Annotated in this window: 8 protein-coding genes; 5 read left to right on the top strand and 3 right to left on the bottom strand. The window is 67.1% G+C overall.

What is annotated here, in order from left to right; translation table 11 throughout:
* Positions 1–171: 171 nt before the first annotated feature.
* Positions 172–5,109, bottom strand: a complete 4,938-nt coding sequence (locus tag AC1Q5A_RS06045) for an NAD-glutamate dehydrogenase (RefSeq protein WP_492699291.1) — start codon at positions 5,107–5,109, stop codon at positions 172–174.
* 519 nt (positions 5,110–5,628) lie between these two features.
* Here AC1Q5A_RS06045 and AC1Q5A_RS06040 point away from each other — a divergent pair.
* Together AC1Q5A_RS06040 and AC1Q5A_RS06035 are read left to right on the top strand one after the other, a co-directional pair.
* Entirely contained in the window at positions 5,629–6,813 is a 1,185-nt protein-coding gene (locus AC1Q5A_RS06040; protein WP_492699289.1) for an efflux RND transporter periplasmic adaptor subunit, read from the top strand.
* 12 nt (positions 6,814–6,825) lie between these two features.
* Positions 6,826–10,086, top strand: coding sequence for a multidrug efflux RND transporter permease subunit (locus AC1Q5A_RS06035; protein WP_492699287.1), 3,261 nt, complete (start codon positions 6,826–6,828; stop codon positions 10,084–10,086).
* Between the two features lie 200 nt (positions 10,087–10,286).
* On the opposite strand, the gene AC1Q5A_RS06030 is transcribed toward AC1Q5A_RS06035, so the two are convergent.
* A complete protein-coding gene (locus AC1Q5A_RS06030; RefSeq protein ID WP_492699285.1) occupies positions 10,287–11,447 on the bottom strand; it encodes an acyl-CoA dehydrogenase family protein in 1,161 nt (386 codons plus the stop codon).
* Positions 11,448–11,579: 132 nt separating this feature from the next.
* Here AC1Q5A_RS06030 and AC1Q5A_RS06025 point away from each other — a divergent pair, with 132 nt between their 5' ends.
* From AC1Q5A_RS06025 to metH, 3 genes are read left to right on the top strand one after another with little or no spacing between them, the layout of a single operon-like run.
* Positions 11,580–12,509 carry an ArsR/SmtB family transcription factor gene (locus AC1Q5A_RS06025; protein WP_492699283.1) on the top strand — a complete coding sequence of 310 codons (930 nt, stop codon included), beginning with the start codon at positions 11,580–11,582 and terminating at the stop codon, positions 12,507–12,509.
* Positions 12,510–12,553: 44 nt separating this feature from the next.
* Positions 12,554–13,654, top strand: coding sequence for a homocysteine S-methyltransferase family protein (locus AC1Q5A_RS06020; RefSeq protein ID WP_492699281.1), 1,101 nt, complete (start codon positions 12,554–12,556; stop codon positions 13,652–13,654).
* Between the two features lies 1 nt (position 13,655).
* Entirely contained in the window at positions 13,656–16,346 is a 2,691-nt protein-coding gene (metH, locus tag AC1Q5A_RS06015; protein WP_492699279.1) for a methionine synthase, read from the top strand.
* An 83-nt stretch (positions 16,347–16,429) separates the two neighbouring features.
* On the opposite strand, the gene AC1Q5A_RS06010 is transcribed toward metH, so the two are convergent.
* Entirely contained in the window at positions 16,430–16,771 is a 342-nt protein-coding gene (locus tag AC1Q5A_RS06010) for a lipid-A-disaccharide synthase N-terminal domain-containing protein (protein ID WP_492699277.1), read from the bottom strand.
* Positions 16,772–16,929: the final 158 nt, after the last annotated feature.

The raw sequence follows: 16,929 nt of genomic DNA, 5'->3' as shown, positions 1-16,929 counted from the left end.
AGCACCCTCTCACCTGAAGGACTCCCTTCGGTCGCCAGCCTCCCCCTGCGAGCAGGGGGAGGAGCGAAAGCAAGCCACCGCACAGCTCGGACGTGCCGGAATACCCTCCCCTGCTCGCAGGGGAGGGAAGGGGTGGGGTTCGCGCCGCGCCGAACCCTCAGAACCGCTGTATCAAACCGGCACCTGCGCCAGCTGCGCCAGCCGGCGTACCGCGACCGAGGCGATCGGGTAGTCGGCGTTCTGGGTGAGGATCTCGGCCAGCATGCTGCGGGTGTACTGCAGCGTGGCATCGTCGCGCTGCAGCCAGGCCTGCACCGGCGAGACGCCCTTGTTGTCGCCGGCGAGGTTCAGCACCTGCTGCGCCAGCGCCCGGTGCTGGTGGTTGAGCTCGTCCAGCAGCGAGCCGCGCGCCTGCGCGTGCCAGTGGCCTTCCACCGGCAGCGCCTCGATCTGGTCGCGCAGCCACTCCAGGTCCAGCGCCTCGCCCAGCTCGTAGAACACGCCGGCGACCTTCTCGATCGGCTGGCCGCTCTGCTGGCTCACGTCGACCATGTCCAGCGCGGCACGCAGCTCCGGCATGCGGGCCAGCCGCAACGCCAGCTCGGCGGGCAAGCCGAGGCCTTCCCATTTTTCCTGGCTGCTGGAGAAGTCGCCCTGGCCGGTGGGCGTCAGCACGCCCGGCAGGGCCTTGCGCAGCGCCGACACGCCGGACTGGTAGCGCGCGACATTGGCCGCGATGTCCAGCGAGCCGCCCGGACGGTTCAGCAGCCAGCGCGTCATGTGCCGCAGCAGCGACCAGATCTGCTTGATCGCATCGACCTGGGTATCCTCGGCGACCTTGGCGTCCATCGCCTCGATCTGCGCCCAGAGCTCGCGCGCCTCGAGGATCTCGCGCGCCGCGGTGTACGCCTTGGCGATCGCCGCCGGGCCCTGGCCGGTATCTTCCTGCATGCGCATCATGAAGGTGGCGCCCATGCGGTTGATCGTCGAGTTGGTCACCGCGGTGGCGATGATCTCGCGCTTCAGGCGATGCCGCTGCATGTGCGCGGCGTACTTCTCGTGCAGCGGCACGGGGAAGTAGCGCACCAGTTCCTTCGACAGGTACGGATCCTCCGGCACGTCCGAGTCCAGCAGTTGCTGGAACAGGCGGATCTTGTCGTAGGACAGCAGCACCGCCAGTTCCGGCCGGGTCAGGCCCAGCCCGCGGCTCTTGCGCTCGGCCAGCTCAGCCTCGCTGGGCAGGTTCTCGACCTGGCGGTCGAGCGTGCCTTCGGCCTCCAGCGTGCGGATGAAGTGGGCCATCGAGCCGAGGCGGTGCACCGACTGGTGCTCCATCAGGGTGATCGCCTCGTTCTGCCGGTAGTTGTCCCACAGCACCAGCTGCGCCACCTCGTCGGTCATCGCGGCGAGCTGCGTGTTGCGTGCATCGAAGCTCAGCTCGCCGCGCTGCACGGCGTCGTTCAGCAGGATCTTGATGTTCACCTCGTGGTCGGAGGTGTCCACGCCGGCGGAATTGTCGATGAAGTCGGTGTTGAGCAGCACGCCCTTGTGCGCCGCCTCGATGCGGCCCTTCTGGGTGAAGCCCAGGTTGCCGCCCTCGCCCACGACCTTGCAGCGCAGCTCGGCGCCGTTGACGCGCAGCGCGTTGTTGGCGCGGTCGCCGACGTCGGCGTGCGTTTCGGCGGAGGACTTCACATAGGTGCCGATGCCGCCGTTCCACAAGAGGTCCACCGGCGCCTTCAGGATCGCGCTGAGCAGGTCGGTCGGCGCCATCTGCTCGACGTCGGGCTTCAGGCCCAGCACCGCGCGCACTTCCGGCGAGACCGGGATCGACTTGGCGCTGCGCGGGTACACGCCGCCGCCGGCGGAGATCAGCGACTTGTCGTAGTCGTCCCAGCTCGAGCGCGGCAGCTTGAACAGGCGCTGGCGCTCGACGAACGTGCGCGCCGCATCCGGGTTCGGGTCGAGGAATACATGGCGATGGTCGAACGCTGCCAGCAAGCGGGTGTGCCCGGACAGCAGCATGCCGTTGCCGAACACGTCGCCGGACATGTCGCCGATGCCGACGCAGGTGAAGTCCTGGCTCTGGCTGTCGCGGCCGAGCGCGCGGAAGTGCCGCTTCACCGATTCCCACGCGCCGCGCGCGGTGATGCCCATGCCCTTGTGGTCGTAGCCGTGCGAGCCACCGGAGGCGAAGGCGTCGCCGAGCCAGTAGTTGTGCTCGATCGAGATCGCATTGGCGATGTCGGAGAACGTGGCGGTGCCCTTGTCGGCGGCCACCACCAGGTACGGGTCGTCCGCGTCGTGGCGCACCACGTCGTGCGGATTCACCACCTTGCCCTCGACCAGGTTGTCGGTGATGTCGAGCAGGCCGTTGATGAACAGCCGATAGCAGGCGATGCCCTCGGCCAGTTGCGCGTCGCGGTCGCCTGGTTGCCCGGTGGTCGCCGGCGCCTTCTTGACGAAGAAGCCGCCCTTGGAACCCACCGGTACGATCACCGTGTTCTTGACCATCTGCGCCTTGACCAGGCCCAGCACCTCGGTGCGGAAATCCTCGCGGCGGTCGGACCAGCGCAGGCCACCGCGCGCCACCGCGCCGAAGCGCAGATGGATGCCCTCGACGCGCGGTGCGCACACCCAGATCTCGCGGTACGGCACCGGCTTGGGCAGGTCGGGCAGCTTGTGCGAATCGAGCTTGTAGCTGATGTAGTCGCGGTACGCGCCGTCCCATTGCTGGAAGAAACTGGTGCGCAGGGTGGCGCGGATCAGCTTCACGAAGCTGCGCAGGATGCGGTCCTCGTCGAGGCTGGCCACGTTTTCCAGCAGGATGCCGATCGCATGCTCGACCACCTGGACCTGTTGCTCGCGCGGTTTCGACAACGACGCGCCCAGGTCGCCGATCAGACCCGGCTGCGCAGCCTGCACGCCGGCCGGGATCAGCGCCAGCATCTCGGCGGCCAGGGTCGCACCGGCAGTCTTCAGCTCGTCGGCGGAAAGCGCCTCGCGGCGCGGATCGAACTTGGCCAGGAACAGCTCCACCAGCAGGCCGGCGACCGCCGGGTAACGGTTGAGGGTTTCCTCCATGTACGACTGCGAGAAGGTGGCGCCGGTCTGCAGCAGGTACTTGCAGTAGCCGCGCAGCATCGCCACCTGGCGCCAGCTCAGCTTCGCACCCAGCACCAGCCGGTTGAAGCCGTCGTTCTCGGCATTGCCGCGCCAGATCTGCTCGAACGCATCCTCGAACAGCGCGCCGACCTGTTCCACGCTGAAAGTCAGCTTGCCGACCGGCTGCACCTCGAAATCCTGGATCGACAGCGACGCCTCGCCGGCGACGTCGTAGACATGCTCGGTGAGCACGCGCAGGCCCAGGTTCTCCAGCTGCGGCAGCACTTCGGACAGCGCAATGTCGCCGCCCGAGCGGTAGACCTTGAAACGCAGCGTCTCGGGCGCCTTCGGCGGGTGGTAGAACGACATCCGCAGCGCGTTGTCGCCGACCAGCTGCGACAGCTGGTGCACGTCCTCGGCGGCGACCTGCGGGCTCACGTCCTCGACGTAGCCGGCCGGCAGCGCACGCGCGTAGCGGTTGGCCAGCACCACGCCTTCGTGCTCGCCGCGCAGCCGCACCAGCGCGTCGCGCACCTCGTCGTGCCAGTTGCGCACGATGCCGGCGACGCCCTGCTCCAGTTCGGCGAGGTCGTAGCTGGGCTGGTCGCCGATCTTCGGCCGCAGCACGATGTGCAGCCGAGCCAGCGCGGCCTCGCCCATCTGCACCGACGAGTCGATCTGCTCGGCGTGCAGGGCAGCGCCCAGCATCGCCTCGATGCGCTCGCGCACCGAGGTATTGAAGCGATCGCGCGGCACGAACACCATGCAGGTGAAGAAACGGCCGTAGCGGTCGCGGCGCATGAACAGCTGCGTATGCGCGCGCTGGCGCAGCTCGAGGATGCCCATCGCGGTGGTGAACAGCTCGTCCTCGGTGCTCTGCAGCAGCTCCTGGCGCGGCAGGGTCTCCAGCACGTGGCGCAATGACTTGCCGGAATACGAATCACGCTTCAGGCCCGAACGCGCCAGCACCGCCTCCACCTTGTGCCGCACCAGCGGCACGTCCTGCGGACGCGACATGTAGGCGTTGGAGGAGAACAGGCCGAGGAAACGCTGTTCGGCCTTGGCGCGGCCGTTGACGTCGAACTGCAGCACGCCGATGTAATCCATGTAGCCCGGACGGTGCACGTGCGAGCGCGCATTGGTCTTGGTCAGGATGATCGCGTCGGTCGAACCGGACTGCGGCAGCTCGCTGGCCGCCAGCGTGCGCAGCGAGCGCGGCGCCATCGAGCGCTCGTTGTTGCGCAGGATGCCGAGGCCGGACCCGTCGATGGCGCGCAGCACGCGGTCGCCGTCGGCGTCGGTGACTTCGTACTCGCGATAGCCGAGGAAGGTGAAGTTGTCGGCGGCGACCCAGCGCATGAACTCACCGGCCTCCTGCACCGAGGCGGCGTCCAGCGGCAGCCTGCGCTGCGGCAGGTCGTTGGCGATCGCCAGCGCCTTGTCGCGCATCTCTGCCCAGTCGCCCACCGCGGCGCGCACGTCGTCCAGCGCGGTCTCGACCTGCATGGCCAGCTGCGCCTGCTCGGCGGCATCGGCGACCCGGTCGATCTCGAAATGCATGACCGATTCGGCCGCACCGGATTCGCCGCCGAGGCCCAGCAGCCGGCCGGAAGCGTCGCGCGTCGCCTTCAGCACCGGGTGGATCACCGCGTGGATCTGCAGCTTCACCGCGACGATCATGCTGACCGTGTCGACCAGGAACGGCATGTCGTCGGTGACGATCTGCAACAGGCTGCGGCCGGCATGCACGTCCTCCGGACTGAGCACGCGCACGCTGGCATGACCGCCCCGGCGCTGCTGCATGAATTCCAGCAGGCTGCCGACCAGCGCCGCCCATTGCACCGGTGTGTGCAGATGCGCGTCGCCGCCCCCGATACGTGCAAAGAAAGCCTCGCAGAAAACCTGCGCCTCGCTCAGGCGCGCGGGCGAAAAACCGCCCTTTTTCAGCTCTGCGAGCACTACTGACGGAAGGGAAGGGTCGTTCGCTGCAGGGATTGCATTCATGGCATCTTCTGGTGGGTGGAGACGATGGGGGAAGGCAGGTAATAAAGCCTTTGAAGGATACGCTGCGCGACCAGGTGAATCCAGCCGCGCCGGCCCGCATCGGCCATGGGCATGGGCATGGTCGATGCAGGCCGCGATGGATCTTTCACGAAGGTGCCGAGCGCCTGTCGACACACGGGGGCGTCACGGGGAACAGCGGACGCTGGCAACGTTCCACCACCTGCCCCACGCACTCCGCGGCCCTGATCTGCAACGGACGTGCTCAGATCATCGTGTCACCTGTCAATGACTGGATTCATGGCACCGATAAAATGTAAACTGGCCGGTATAGTCTGACCGTGCGGACCGCATGGCATGGCAATTTGCGGAATGGCAGCGCGGTTCGAAACACGACCGCCCGCAGTCTGCCCAACCTATGACACAAGACACACGGAACGCTATGCAGTATTGCGTCCACGGTAACGCCGCAGCGCACCCCGGCACCCCCAATCCCCGTTCAAACACGTTTCTGGAGCTCCCATGAAGTTCTCGTCACTGAGCACACCCATGTTGTGCCTGGGCCTGCTGGCGCTGACTGCCTGCGGCAAGGGCAAGGAGCAAGGTCCACCGCAGATGCCGCCGCCGGAAGTCGGCGTGATCCAGGTGCAACCGCAAAGCTCGCCGCTGACCAAGGACCTGGTCGGCCGCCTGTCGTCCTACCGCCGCGCCGACGTGCGCGCCCGCGTCGCCGGTGTACTGCTCAAGCGCGTCTATACCGAAGGCACCGATGTCAAGCAGGGGCAGTTGCTGTTCCAGATCGACCCGGCCCCGCTGAAGGCGGCGCTGAGCGCGGCCGAGGCTTCGCTGGCGCAGGCCCAGGCCACGTACACCAACGCCAGGATCAACGCACAGCGCGCCCGCGACCTGGCGCCGAAGGGCTACATCTCCAAGTCCGACCTGGACAACTCGCAGGCCGCCGAGCGCACCGCGGCCGCCGCGGTACAGGCAGCGCGTGCCAACGTGCAGAGCGCACGCATCAGCCTCGGCTACGCCAGCGTGACCTCGCCGATCAGCGGCCGCGCCGGCCAGCAGCAGGTTACCGAGGGCGCCCTGGTCGGCAACGGCGAAGCCACCCTGCTCACCACGGTCGACCAGATCGACCCGCTCTACGTGAACTTCACCATGAGCGTGGCCGACGTGGAGCAGATGCGCCGCGCGCAGAACAGCGGCAACATCACCCTGGCCGAACCGGACAAGACCAGCGTGCAGATCGCCCTGCCCGACGGCAGCACCTACGGCGAAGCGGGCACGCTCGACTTCTCCTCCACCACGGTCGACCCGGCCACTGGCGCGGTGAACCTGCGCGCACAGATCCCCAACCCGAAGCACAGTCTGCTGCCGGGCATGTACGTGACGCTGAAGGCCAACCTCGGCCAGCAGCACAAGGTATTCGTCATTCCACAGCAGGCGGTGCAGCGTGACACCAGCGGCACCTACGTGATGGCGATCGGCAAGGGCGGCAACGTCAAGCGCGAGAACGTCACCACCACTGACATGCGCGACGGCAACTGGGTCGTCAGCGACGGTCTCGGCGCCGGCGACCGGGTGATCGTGTCCGGGCTGCAGAAGGTGAAGGATGGCGCGCCGGCCAAGCCCACCCCGTGGCAGCCTGCTGCGGCAAGCTCCGCCGCCAACGCCCCGGGCGCCGCCCCGAGCGGCAAGTAACGGAGTCCGACCATGCCGAGCTTCTTCATCGACCGCCCGATCTTCGCGTGGGTGGTGGCCATCCTGATCGCGCTGGGCGGCGTGCTGTCCATCCTCAACCTGGGCGTGGAGTCCTACCCTTCGGTCGCCCCGCCGTCGGTCGAGGTCCATGCCACCTACCCGGGTGCCAGCGCGGACACCACCGAGAAAAACGTCACCCAGGTGATCGAGCAGCAGCTGACCGGCATCGACCATCTGCTGTACTTCAGCTCCTCGTCCAGTTCCAGCGGCCGCGTCAGCATCACGCTGACGTTCGAGAACGGCACCAACCCGGACATCGCCCAGGTGCAGGTGCAGAACAAGGTTTCGCTGGCCACGCCGCGCCTGCCGTCCGAGGTGACCAAGCAGGGCGTGGTGGTGGCCAAGGCCAACACCGGCTTCCTCGAGGTGGTCGCGCTGCGCTCGGACAACCCCGCGATCGACCGCAATCACCTCAACGACATCGTGGCGTCGCAGGTGCTCGACCAGATCTCGCGCGTGCCCGGCGTCGGCAGCACCCAGCAGTTCGGCGGCGAGTACGCCATGCGCATCTGGCTGGACCCGGACAAGCTGCAGGGCTACGGCCTGTCGGCCAGCCAGGCGCTGGCCGCAGTTACCGCGCAGAACGTGCAGTTCGCGGCCGGCTCGCTGGGTTCCGATCCGGCGGCGAACGGCCAGGGCATCAGCGTCACCGTGGCCACCGAGGGCCGTTTCACCACACCCGAGCAGTTCGAGAACATCATCCTGCGCGCCAACAACGACGGCACCACGGTCAAGCTCGGCGACGTGGCCCGGATCAGCTTCGGCGCCGGCGTGTACGGCTTCAACACCACCTACGACGGCGTGCCGGTAGCGGCGTTCGCGATCCAGCTGCTGCCCGGCGCCAACGCGCTGGACGTGGCCACCGCGGTGCACGGCAAGATGGATGAACTGGCCGGCAGCTTCCCGCAGGGCGTGAGCTGGTTCACCCCGTACGACTCCACCACCTTCGTCAAGGTGTCGGTCAACGAGGTGGTGCACACGCCGATCGAGGCGATCGCCCTCGTGTTCCTGGTGATGCTGATCTTCCTGCAGAACATCCGCGCCACCATCATTCCCACCCTGGTGATCCCGGTAGCCCTGCTCGGCACCTTCATCGGCATGCTGCTGCTCGGCTTCACCATCAACCAGCTGACCCTGTTCGGCATGGTGCTGGCGATCGGCATCGTGGTCGACGACGCGATCGTGGTGATCGAGAACGTCGAACGCATCATGACCGAGGAAGGCCTGTCGCCGAAGGACGCCACCAAGAAGGCAATGGGTCAGATCACCGGCGCCGTGGTCGGCATCACCGTGGTGCTGATCGCGGTGTTCGTGCCCTCGGCATTCCAGCCGGGCGCCGCCGGCGTGATCTACAAGCAGTTCGCGCTGACCATCGCGATGTCGGTGGCGTTCTCCGCCTTCCTCGCGCTGTCGTTCACGCCGGCGCTGTGCGCCAGCTTCCTGACGCCGGTCCACGAAGAGAAGAAAAACTTCGTGTTCCGCTGGTTCAACACAGGATTCGGGAAGATCACCCATACCTACACCGGCCACATTGGCGGCGCCGTGCGCCACGCACCGCGCTGGATGATGGTGTTCGTGCTGATCACCGTGCTGACCGGCTTCCTGTACACCCGCCTGCCCGGCAGCTTCCTGCCTGAAGAGGACCAGGGCTTCGCGCTGGCGATCGTGCAGCTGCCGCCCGGCGCCAGCCTGCAGCGTACCAACGCGGCCATGGGCCAGATGCTCACCGTGTTGAAGCAGGATCCTGCCGTCGATGGCGTGGTCCAGGTCGCGGGCTTCAGCTTCCTCGGTCAGGGCGAAAACGTGGGCATGGCCTTCATCCGGCTCAAGCCGTGGGGCGAGCGTGGCTGGGCGCCAGATCAGAAGGCGGCGCAGGAGCAACACGACAAGCTGGTCAAGGAGGGCAAGGCCCGGCCGATCGACCCGGGCGTCACCGCCGCGGAATTCATCCAGCGCGCGAACGGGGCTGTGCAGTCGGTGCGCGATGCGCAGATTTTCATCGTCAACGTGCCGACGGTGCAGGGCCTGGGCCAGTTCGGCGGCTTCGACATGTACCTGCAGGACCGTGGCGGCGCCGGTCGTGACGCGCTCACCGCCGCCCGCAACACCCTGCTCGGTACGGCCAACCAGAATCCGCTGCTGGTCGGCGTGCGCCCGAACGGGCTGGAAGACGCGCCGCAACTGCGCCTGGACGTCGACCGCACCCAGGCGCTGTCGATGGGGTTGTCGGTGGGCGACATCTACAACGCGATCAGCCTCATGCTGGCACCGGTGTACGTCAACGACTTCTCCTACGGCGGCCGCGTCAAGCGTGTGATCATGCAGGCCGACTCGGCCTATCGGATGGGTCCGGACGCGCTGCAGCACATCTTCACGCCCAGCACGCGGACGAATACCGACGGCACCTCGCAGATGATCCCGCTGTCCAACGTGGTGCAGGCGAAATGGCAGATCTCGTCACCGTCGCTGACCCGCTACAACGGCTACTCGGCGGTCGAGATCGTGGGCTCGCCGGCACCGGGCCACGCCTCGGGCGAGGCGATGAACGTGATGCAGAAAATCGTCAGCGATGACCTGCCCCGCGGCTTCGGCTATGACTGGACCGGCCAGTCGTACCAGGAAATCCTCTCCGGCAACACGGCCATCCTGCTGATGGTGCTGTCGGTACTGATCGTGTTCCTGTGCCTGACCGCGCTGTACGAGAGCTGGTCGATCCCGGTATCGGTGCTGCTGGTGGTGCCGCTGGGCATCCTCGGCGCGGTGGTGTTCACCCTGCTGCGCGGCCTCCCCGACGACATCTATTTCAAGATCGGCATGATCACGGTGATGGGCCTGGCCGCGAAGAACGCGATCCTGATCGTGGAGTTCGCGGTGATCGAGCAACGCCAGGGACGCACCTTGCGCGAAGCCGTGGTGGACGCGGCCAGGCTGCGACTGCGACCGATCCTGATGACCTCGATCGCGTTCATCGGTGGCGTGTTCCCGCTGTTCATCTCCACCGGCGCCGGTGCCAACGCGCGCCACGCGATCGGCACCGGCGTGATCGGCGGCATGATGTTCGCCACCTTCCTCGGCGTGCTGCTGATCCCGGTTTTCTACGTCGTGGTCCGCCGCCTGCTGGGCGACAAGCTGGACGGCAACACGCCGGCAGCGGCTGCAGCGACTGGCAACGGCATGCAGACGTTCGACTCGGATCCGCGCCGCGGGCATTGAGGGCAGAAACGAGTGAAAAGAGTGAGGAGTGAGGTGAGAGACAGCCCGCTTCCCCCACCACCTTACTCATCTGAAGCAGCCAGCAAAAAGGCCCCGGTTCGAACCGGGGCCTTTTTGCTTGGAGCAAGTGGTACGCGGGAGGCACAGGAGTGCCGGGCCTTTCTCTCACTCCTCACTCCTCTTCACTCACTCCTCGCCCTTCAGCGCAAGCCAGTCTCCGCCCGTGCGATCACCATCCGCTGGATCTCGCTGGTGCCCTCGTAGATCTCGGTGATCTTGGCGTCGCGGAAGTAGCGTTCCAGCGGCATTTCCTTCGAATAGCCCATGCCGCCGTGGATCTGCACCGCCTGATGGCTGATCCACATCGCCGCCTCGGACGCGGTGAGCTTGGCCACCGCCGCCTCGGTGCCGAAGCGGCCGCCGTGCTTCTCGGCCTCGCCCTTGGTCCAGGCCGCGCGCAGGGTCAGCAGGGTCGCCGCGTCGAGCTTGCACTTCATGTCGGCGATCTTCGACTGCGTCATCTGGAAGGTGCCGATCGGCTGGCCGAATGCCTTGCGGTCGCGCGACCACTGCAGCGTGGCCTCGTAGGCGGCGCGGGCGATGCCCACCGCCTGCGAGGCGATGCCGATGCGACCGGCGTCGAGCACGCCCATCGCGATCGAGAAGCCCTTGCCCTCGTCGCCGAGCAGGTTTTCCTTCGGGCAGACGTAGTCGGTGAACTCGATCTCGCAGGTGGCCGAGGCGCGGATGCCGAGCTTCGGCTCGGTCTTGCCGGCGTGGAAGCCCGGCAGCCGGGTGTCGATGATGAAGGCCGACACGCCCTTGGCGCCGATGCCCGGGGTGCTGATGGCGAACAGCACGATGTAGCGCGCCACCGGGCCGGAGGTGATCCAGCTCTTCTTGCCGTTGATCACCCAGTCGCCGTTCTCGTTCTTGCTGGCGCGGGTGTGCATCGCCGAGGCGTCGGAACCGGATTGCGGCTCGGTCAGCGCGTAGGCGCCGATCGCCTCGCCGGTGGCGATCGCGCGCACGAACTTCTGCTTCTGCTCCTCGTTGCCATGCTTGAGGATGCCGTTGCAGAACAGCGAATTGTTCACCGACATCACGGTCGCGGTGGCGGCGTCGGCCGCGGCGATCTCGATCATCGCCAGCACATAGGCGATCGGGTCCATGCCCGCGCCGCCGTAGGCTTCCGGCACCTCGATGCCCATCAGGCCGAGCTGGCCCATCTCGCGGATGTTCTCCAGCGGAAACTCGCCCTTCGCGTCCAGCTCGGCCGCCACCGGCACGATGCGCTTTTGCGCAAAATCGCGGGCGATCGACTGGATCGACAACTGGTCTTCGGTAAAACGGAAATCCACGGGCGGCTCCTGAAGGCAATCGAGCCGGCGATTTTAGCGGGAAATGGCCTGCCGACCCGCCGACACGCGCTTGACGCATGGCAGAGCGCGGCCTAGCCTATACATCTTTGTATCGCGATACAGGGATAACCGATGGATCTGGCCACCGCTTCCAGCGTGCTGCGCCTGCTGGCCGACCCCACCCGCGTGCGCCTGCTGGCCCTGCTCGAACACGAGGAACTCACCGTGGCCGAACTGGCCGCGGTGCTGCACCTGGCGCAGCCGCGCGTGTCCACCCACCTGGCCAAACTGAAGGAAGCCGGCGTGGTGCGCGACCGCCGCGCCGGCGTCTCCGCCTATTACCGCGCCAACAACGAAGGCGACGCGGCCCAGCACGACCTGCTCGCCTCGCTGCGTGCCAGCATCGACGACGCGCTGCTGCGCGAGGACTCGGCGCGCCTGCCCGGCGTGCTGGCGAACCGCGCCCGCGAGGAAGGCTGGGCCGACACCGTCGCCGGCGACATGGAGCGCCATTACTCGCCCGGCCGCACCTGGGAAACCCTGGCACGCTCGCTGCTGCAGCTGCTGGAGACCGGCGACGTGCTCGACATCGCCTCCGGCGACGGCATCACCGCCGAACTGCTGGCGCCGCACGCGCATTCGATCGTCTGCGTGGATTCCAGCGAGCGCGTGGTCGAAGCCGCGGCGAAGCGGCTGAAGGCATTCGCCAACGTGCGCGTGGTCCGCGGCGACATGCATGCACTGGAACTGGGCGAGCAGCGCTTCGACCTGGTGCTGATGCTGCACGCGCTGACCTATGCCGAGCATCCCGAAAGGGCCGTGGCCGAGGCTGCGCGCCTGCTGCGTCCCGGCGGCCGCCTGCTTGCCGTGACCCTGGGCCAGCACGACCACCGCGCCGCGGTCGAGCCGTTCGACCATCGCAACCTCGGTTTCAGCGGCGAGCAGCTCGACGGCTACGCCCGCGCCGCCGGCCTCGACGTGTTGAGCTGCAACCGGCTCAGCCGCGAGCGCAAGGCGCCGTATTTCGAGGTGATCAGCCTGCTGGCGCGCAAACCGGCCTGAACCGGCCGTCGCCCGCAAGCCATGTTTTCGTGGAAGGATTTGCAATGAGTACCCTGCCCTGGCTTCATCCCGATCGCGTCGCCCTGCTGGAGCAGGCGTTGCGCCAACGCATCCTGATTCTCGACGGCGGCATGGGCACCATGCTGCAGGCGCACGAGCTGGACGAGCACGGCTTCCGCGGCGAGCGTTTCCAGCACGGCCACGACGGTCACGCGCATGCGCACGACGGCCATGCCCATGCGCATCCCGGCGGCTGCGACCTCAAGGGCAACAACGACCTGCTCACCCTGACCAAGCCGGAGATCATCCGCGGCGTGCACGACGCCTACCTGGAAGCCGGCGCCGACCTGATCGAGACCAATACCTTCAACTCCACCCGGATCAGCCAGGCCGACTACCAGCTGCAGCACCTGGCGCACGAGCTGAACCTCGAAGGCGCGAAACTCGCCCGCGCCGCCTGCGATGCGATGACGGCAAGGACGCCGGGGCAACCGCGCTTCGTGATCGGCGTGCTCGGCCCGACCAGCCGCACCGCCTCGCTGTCGCCCGACGTCAACGACCCCGGCTTCCGCAACGTCACCTTCGAGGAACTGGCGGCGAACTACACCGAATCCGCCAGCGGCCTGATCGACGGCGGCGCCGACCTGATCATGGTCGAGACGATCTTCGACACGCTGAACGCGAAGGCCGCGCTGTTCGCGCTGAGCGAGCTGTTCCACCAGCGCGGCACACGCGTGCCGGTGATGATCTCCGGCACCATCACCGACCGCTCCGGCCGCACCCTCTCCGGCCAGACCGCCGAGGCGTTCTACTATTCGGTGCGCCATGCCCGCCCGCTGTCGGTCGGCTTCAACTGCGCGCTCGGCGCCGAGGACCTGCGCCCGCACGTGCAGACCCTGGCCGACCTCGCCGAGGGCTACGTCAGCACGCACCCGAACGCCGGTCTGCCGAACGCGTTCGGCGAATACGACGAAACGCCCGAGCACATGGCCGGCGTGATCGCCGGCTTCGCCCGCGACGGCCTGCTGAACCTGGTCGGCGGCTGCTGCGGCACCACGCCGGCGCACATCCGGGCGATCGCCGAGGCGGTGCGCGGCCTCCCACCGCGTGCGCTGCCTTCGGCCGCTCAAGCGGAGGCCGCATAACATGGCACGCCATACCCGCCTGTCCGGCCTCGAACCGCTGGTCATCACCTCCGACCTGCTGTTCATCAACGTCGGCGAGCGCACCAACGTCACCGGCTCGGCGCAGTTCAAGAAGCTGATCAAGGAGGACCGCTACGACGAGGCGGTCGAGGTCGCCCGCCAGCAGGTCGCCAACGGCGCGCAGGTGATCGACATCAACATGGACGAGGGCCTGATCGACTCCGAGGCGGCGATGACCCGTTTCGTCAACCTGATCTCGTCCGAACCCGACATCGCCCGCGTGCCGTTCATGATCGACTCGTCGAAGTGGACGGTGATCGAGGCAGGCCTGCGCTGCCTGCAGGGCAAGGGCATCGTCAACTCGATCTCGATGAAGGAAGGCGAGGCGGCGTTCCTCGAACAGGCGCGCAAGGTGCGCCAGTACGGCGCCGCCGCGGTGGTGATGGCGTTCGACGAGCAGGGCCAGGCCGACACCTGCCAGCGCAAGGTGGAAATCTGCGCACGCGCCCACGAACTGCTGACGACGAAACTCGATTTCCCGCCCGAAGACATCATCTTCGACCCCAACATCTTCGCCATCGCCACCGGCATCGAGGAACACAACAACTACGCGGTGGATTTCATCGAGGCGACGCGCGAGCTGAAGAAGCGCTTCCCCGACTGCCACATCTCCGGCGGCGTCTCCAACGTGTCGTTCTCGTTCCGCGGCAACAACATCGTGCGCGAGGCGATCCATTCGGTGTTCCTGTACCACGCGATCCGCGCCGGCATGGACATGGGCATCGTCAACGCCGGCGCGCTGACGATCATGGACGACATCGACCCGCCGCTGCGCGAACGCGTCGAGGACGTGGTGCTGAACCGCCGCGAGGACGCCACCGAGCGCCTGCTGGAGATCGCCGACAACTACAAGGGCAAGCGCGGCGAAGCCGTGGTCGAAACCCTGGTCTGGCGCGAGAAGGGCGTGCGCGATCGGCTCAGCCACGCGCTGGTGCACGGCATCGACCAGTACGTGGTCGAGGACACCGAAGAGGCGCGCCAGCAGGTCACGCGCCCGCTCGACGTGATCGAAGGCCCGCTGATGGACGGCATGAACGTGGTCGGCGACCTGTTCGGCGCCGGCAAGATGTTCCTGCCGCAGGTGGTGAAATCCGCCCGCGTGATGAAGAAGGCGGTGGCCTACCTGCTCCCCTACATCGAGGCGGAGAAGGCGCGTACTGGCGACTCCGGCAAGAACAACGGCAAGATCGTGATGGCCACGGTCAAGGGCGACGTGCACGACATCGGCAAGAACATCGTGGGCGTGGTGCTCCGCTGCAACAACTTCGAGGTGATCGACCTGGGCGTGATGGTGCCGGCGCAGAAGATCCTGGAGACCGCGATCGCCGAGCGGGCCGACATGATCGGCCTGTCGGGCCTGATCACGCCGTCGCTGGAGGAGATGAGCCAGGTCGCCCGCGAGATGCAGCGGCAGGATTTCCACATCCCGCTGCTGATCGGCGGCGCTACCACCTCGCGCGCGCACACCGCGCTGAAGATCGAGCCGCACTACAAGGCCGGTACGGTATGGGTGAAGGACGCCTCGCGTGCGGTCGGCGTGGCGCAGTCGCTGGTCAGCAAGGAGCTGGTCGACAATTTCCTGGCCAAGGTGCGTGCCGATTACGCCGACGTGCGCGAACGCCACCGCAACCGCGGCCCCGGCAAGCAGCTGGTGCCGCTGGACAAGGCCCGCGCGCAGCGCTTCCGCTGCGACTGGGCCGCGTACGAGCCGCCGCAGCCGAAGCAGCCCGGCATCACCGTGTTCGACGACTACGACCTCGCCACCATCCGCCGCTACATCGACTGGACGCCGTTCTTCCAGGCATGGGAACTGGCCGGCCACTACCCGGCCATCCTCACCGACGAGGTAGTCGGAGCACAGGCCAGCGAACTGTTCCGCGACGCCCAGGCGATGCTGGAACGGATCATCGCCGAGAAATGGCTGACTGCCCGCGCCGTGATCGGCCTGTGGCCGGCGGCCAACGTGATGGACGATGTCGAGGTGTATGCAGACGCAAGCCGCAGCGAGCGCCTCGCCACCTTGCACAGCCTGCGCCAGCAGGCCGACAAGCCGCCCGAGCGGCCCGACCTGTGCCTCGCCGACTTCATCGCGCCGAAGGAATACGGCAAGCCCGACTGGATCGGTGGCTTCGCCGTCACCGCCGGCCTCGGCATCGAGGCGCATCTGAACCGCTTCCTGGCCGACTACGACGACTACTCCTCGATCATCCTCAAGGCGCTGGCCGACCGCCTCGCCGAAGCGTTCGCCGAACACATGCACGAGCGCGTGCGCCGGGAGTTCTGGTGCTTCGTGCCCGACGAGGCACTCGACAACGAGGCGCTGATCGCCGAGAAGTACCGCGGCATCCGCCCTGCGCCGGGCTACCCGGCCTGCCCCGACCACACCGAGAAGGCAACCCTGTTCAAGCTGCTGGATGCCACGAACAACGCCGGCATCGAACTCACCGAAGGCTTCTCGATGTACCCCGCCGCGGCCGTCTCCGGCTGGTACTACTCGCACCCCGACAGCCAGTACTTCGTGGTCGGCCGGCTCGGCAGGGACCAGGTCGAGGACTACGCCAAGCGCAAGGGCTGGACGCTGGCCGAAGCGGAACGCTGGCTCGCCTCCAATCTCGACTACGAACCGGAATAGCCGCGCGCCACGTGGCAGGGCGGGCACGGCCCGCCGGCTTTTGAGCGATGGCGGCGGACGATGTCCGCCCTACAAGGATGCCGTCAAACGGTGGCGTCGCCGGTGAGGCTGTTCTTGCGGTGGCGCAGGTGTACCACCAGGTTGTAGACCGAGACGAACGCGGGAAAGAAGTTCGAGATGATGCCCACCGAGTCGTTCTTGCCGATCACGAAATACGCCAGCAGCAAGGCGCTGCCGCACACCGACAACCACCAGAACGCCAGCGGCATCACCACCCGCTTCAGCTTGCGCGTGTAGTACAGCTGCACGAACCAGCGGCTGGTGAACATCACCGAACCGAGCAGGCCGACGACCTTCCACGGTGTCAGCTCGAACTGCTGCAGGGCACGGAAAATGCCGGCCAGATGAACGCTGAGGAATTCCATGATGCTGCGCTTTTGACTTGAGGGGGAGGCAAGTCTAGCAACCCGCGCCCCCGTTGCTGCGCACCCCGATCTGTGCGAGGCATTGACCCGCCCCGCGACTCCCCCTAAAATTGCGCGTTCTCGGCGGGCGATTAGCTCAGCGGTAGAGCACTGCCTTC

The sequence above is a fragment of the Rhodanobacter sp. GW835-FHT13D09 genome (genome assembly GCF_058793995.1).
Note: the sequence above shows the minus strand (reverse complement) of the source record. Positions and strands in the feature narration are given on the sequence as shown.

Bases quoted from the DNA above. Each gene is read 5' to 3' on its own strand.
- AC1Q5A_RS06045 (WP_492699291.1), bottom strand. From the start codon at position 5,109: ATGAATGCAATCCCTGCAGCGAACGACCCTTCCCTTCCGTCAGTAGTG.
- AC1Q5A_RS06040 (WP_492699289.1), top strand. From the start codon at position 5,629: ATGAAGTTCTCGTCACTGAGCACACCCATGTTGTGCCTGGGCCTGCTG.
- AC1Q5A_RS06035 (WP_492699287.1), top strand. From the start codon at position 6,826: ATGCCGAGCTTCTTCATCGACCGCCCGATCTTCGCGTGGGTGGTGGCC.
- AC1Q5A_RS06025 (WP_492699283.1), top strand. From the start codon at position 11,580: ATGGATCTGGCCACCGCTTCCAGCGTGCTGCGCCTGCTGGCCGACCCC.
- AC1Q5A_RS06020 (WP_492699281.1), top strand. From the start codon at position 12,554: ATGAGTACCCTGCCCTGGCTTCATCCCGATCGCGTCGCCCTGCTGGAG.
- metH (WP_492699279.1), top strand. From the start codon at position 13,656: ATGGCACGCCATACCCGCCTGTCCGGCCTCGAACCGCTGGTCATCACC.
- AC1Q5A_RS06010 (WP_492699277.1), bottom strand. From the start codon at position 16,771: ATGGAATTCCTCAGCGTTCATCTGGCCGGCATTTTCCGTGCCCTGCAG.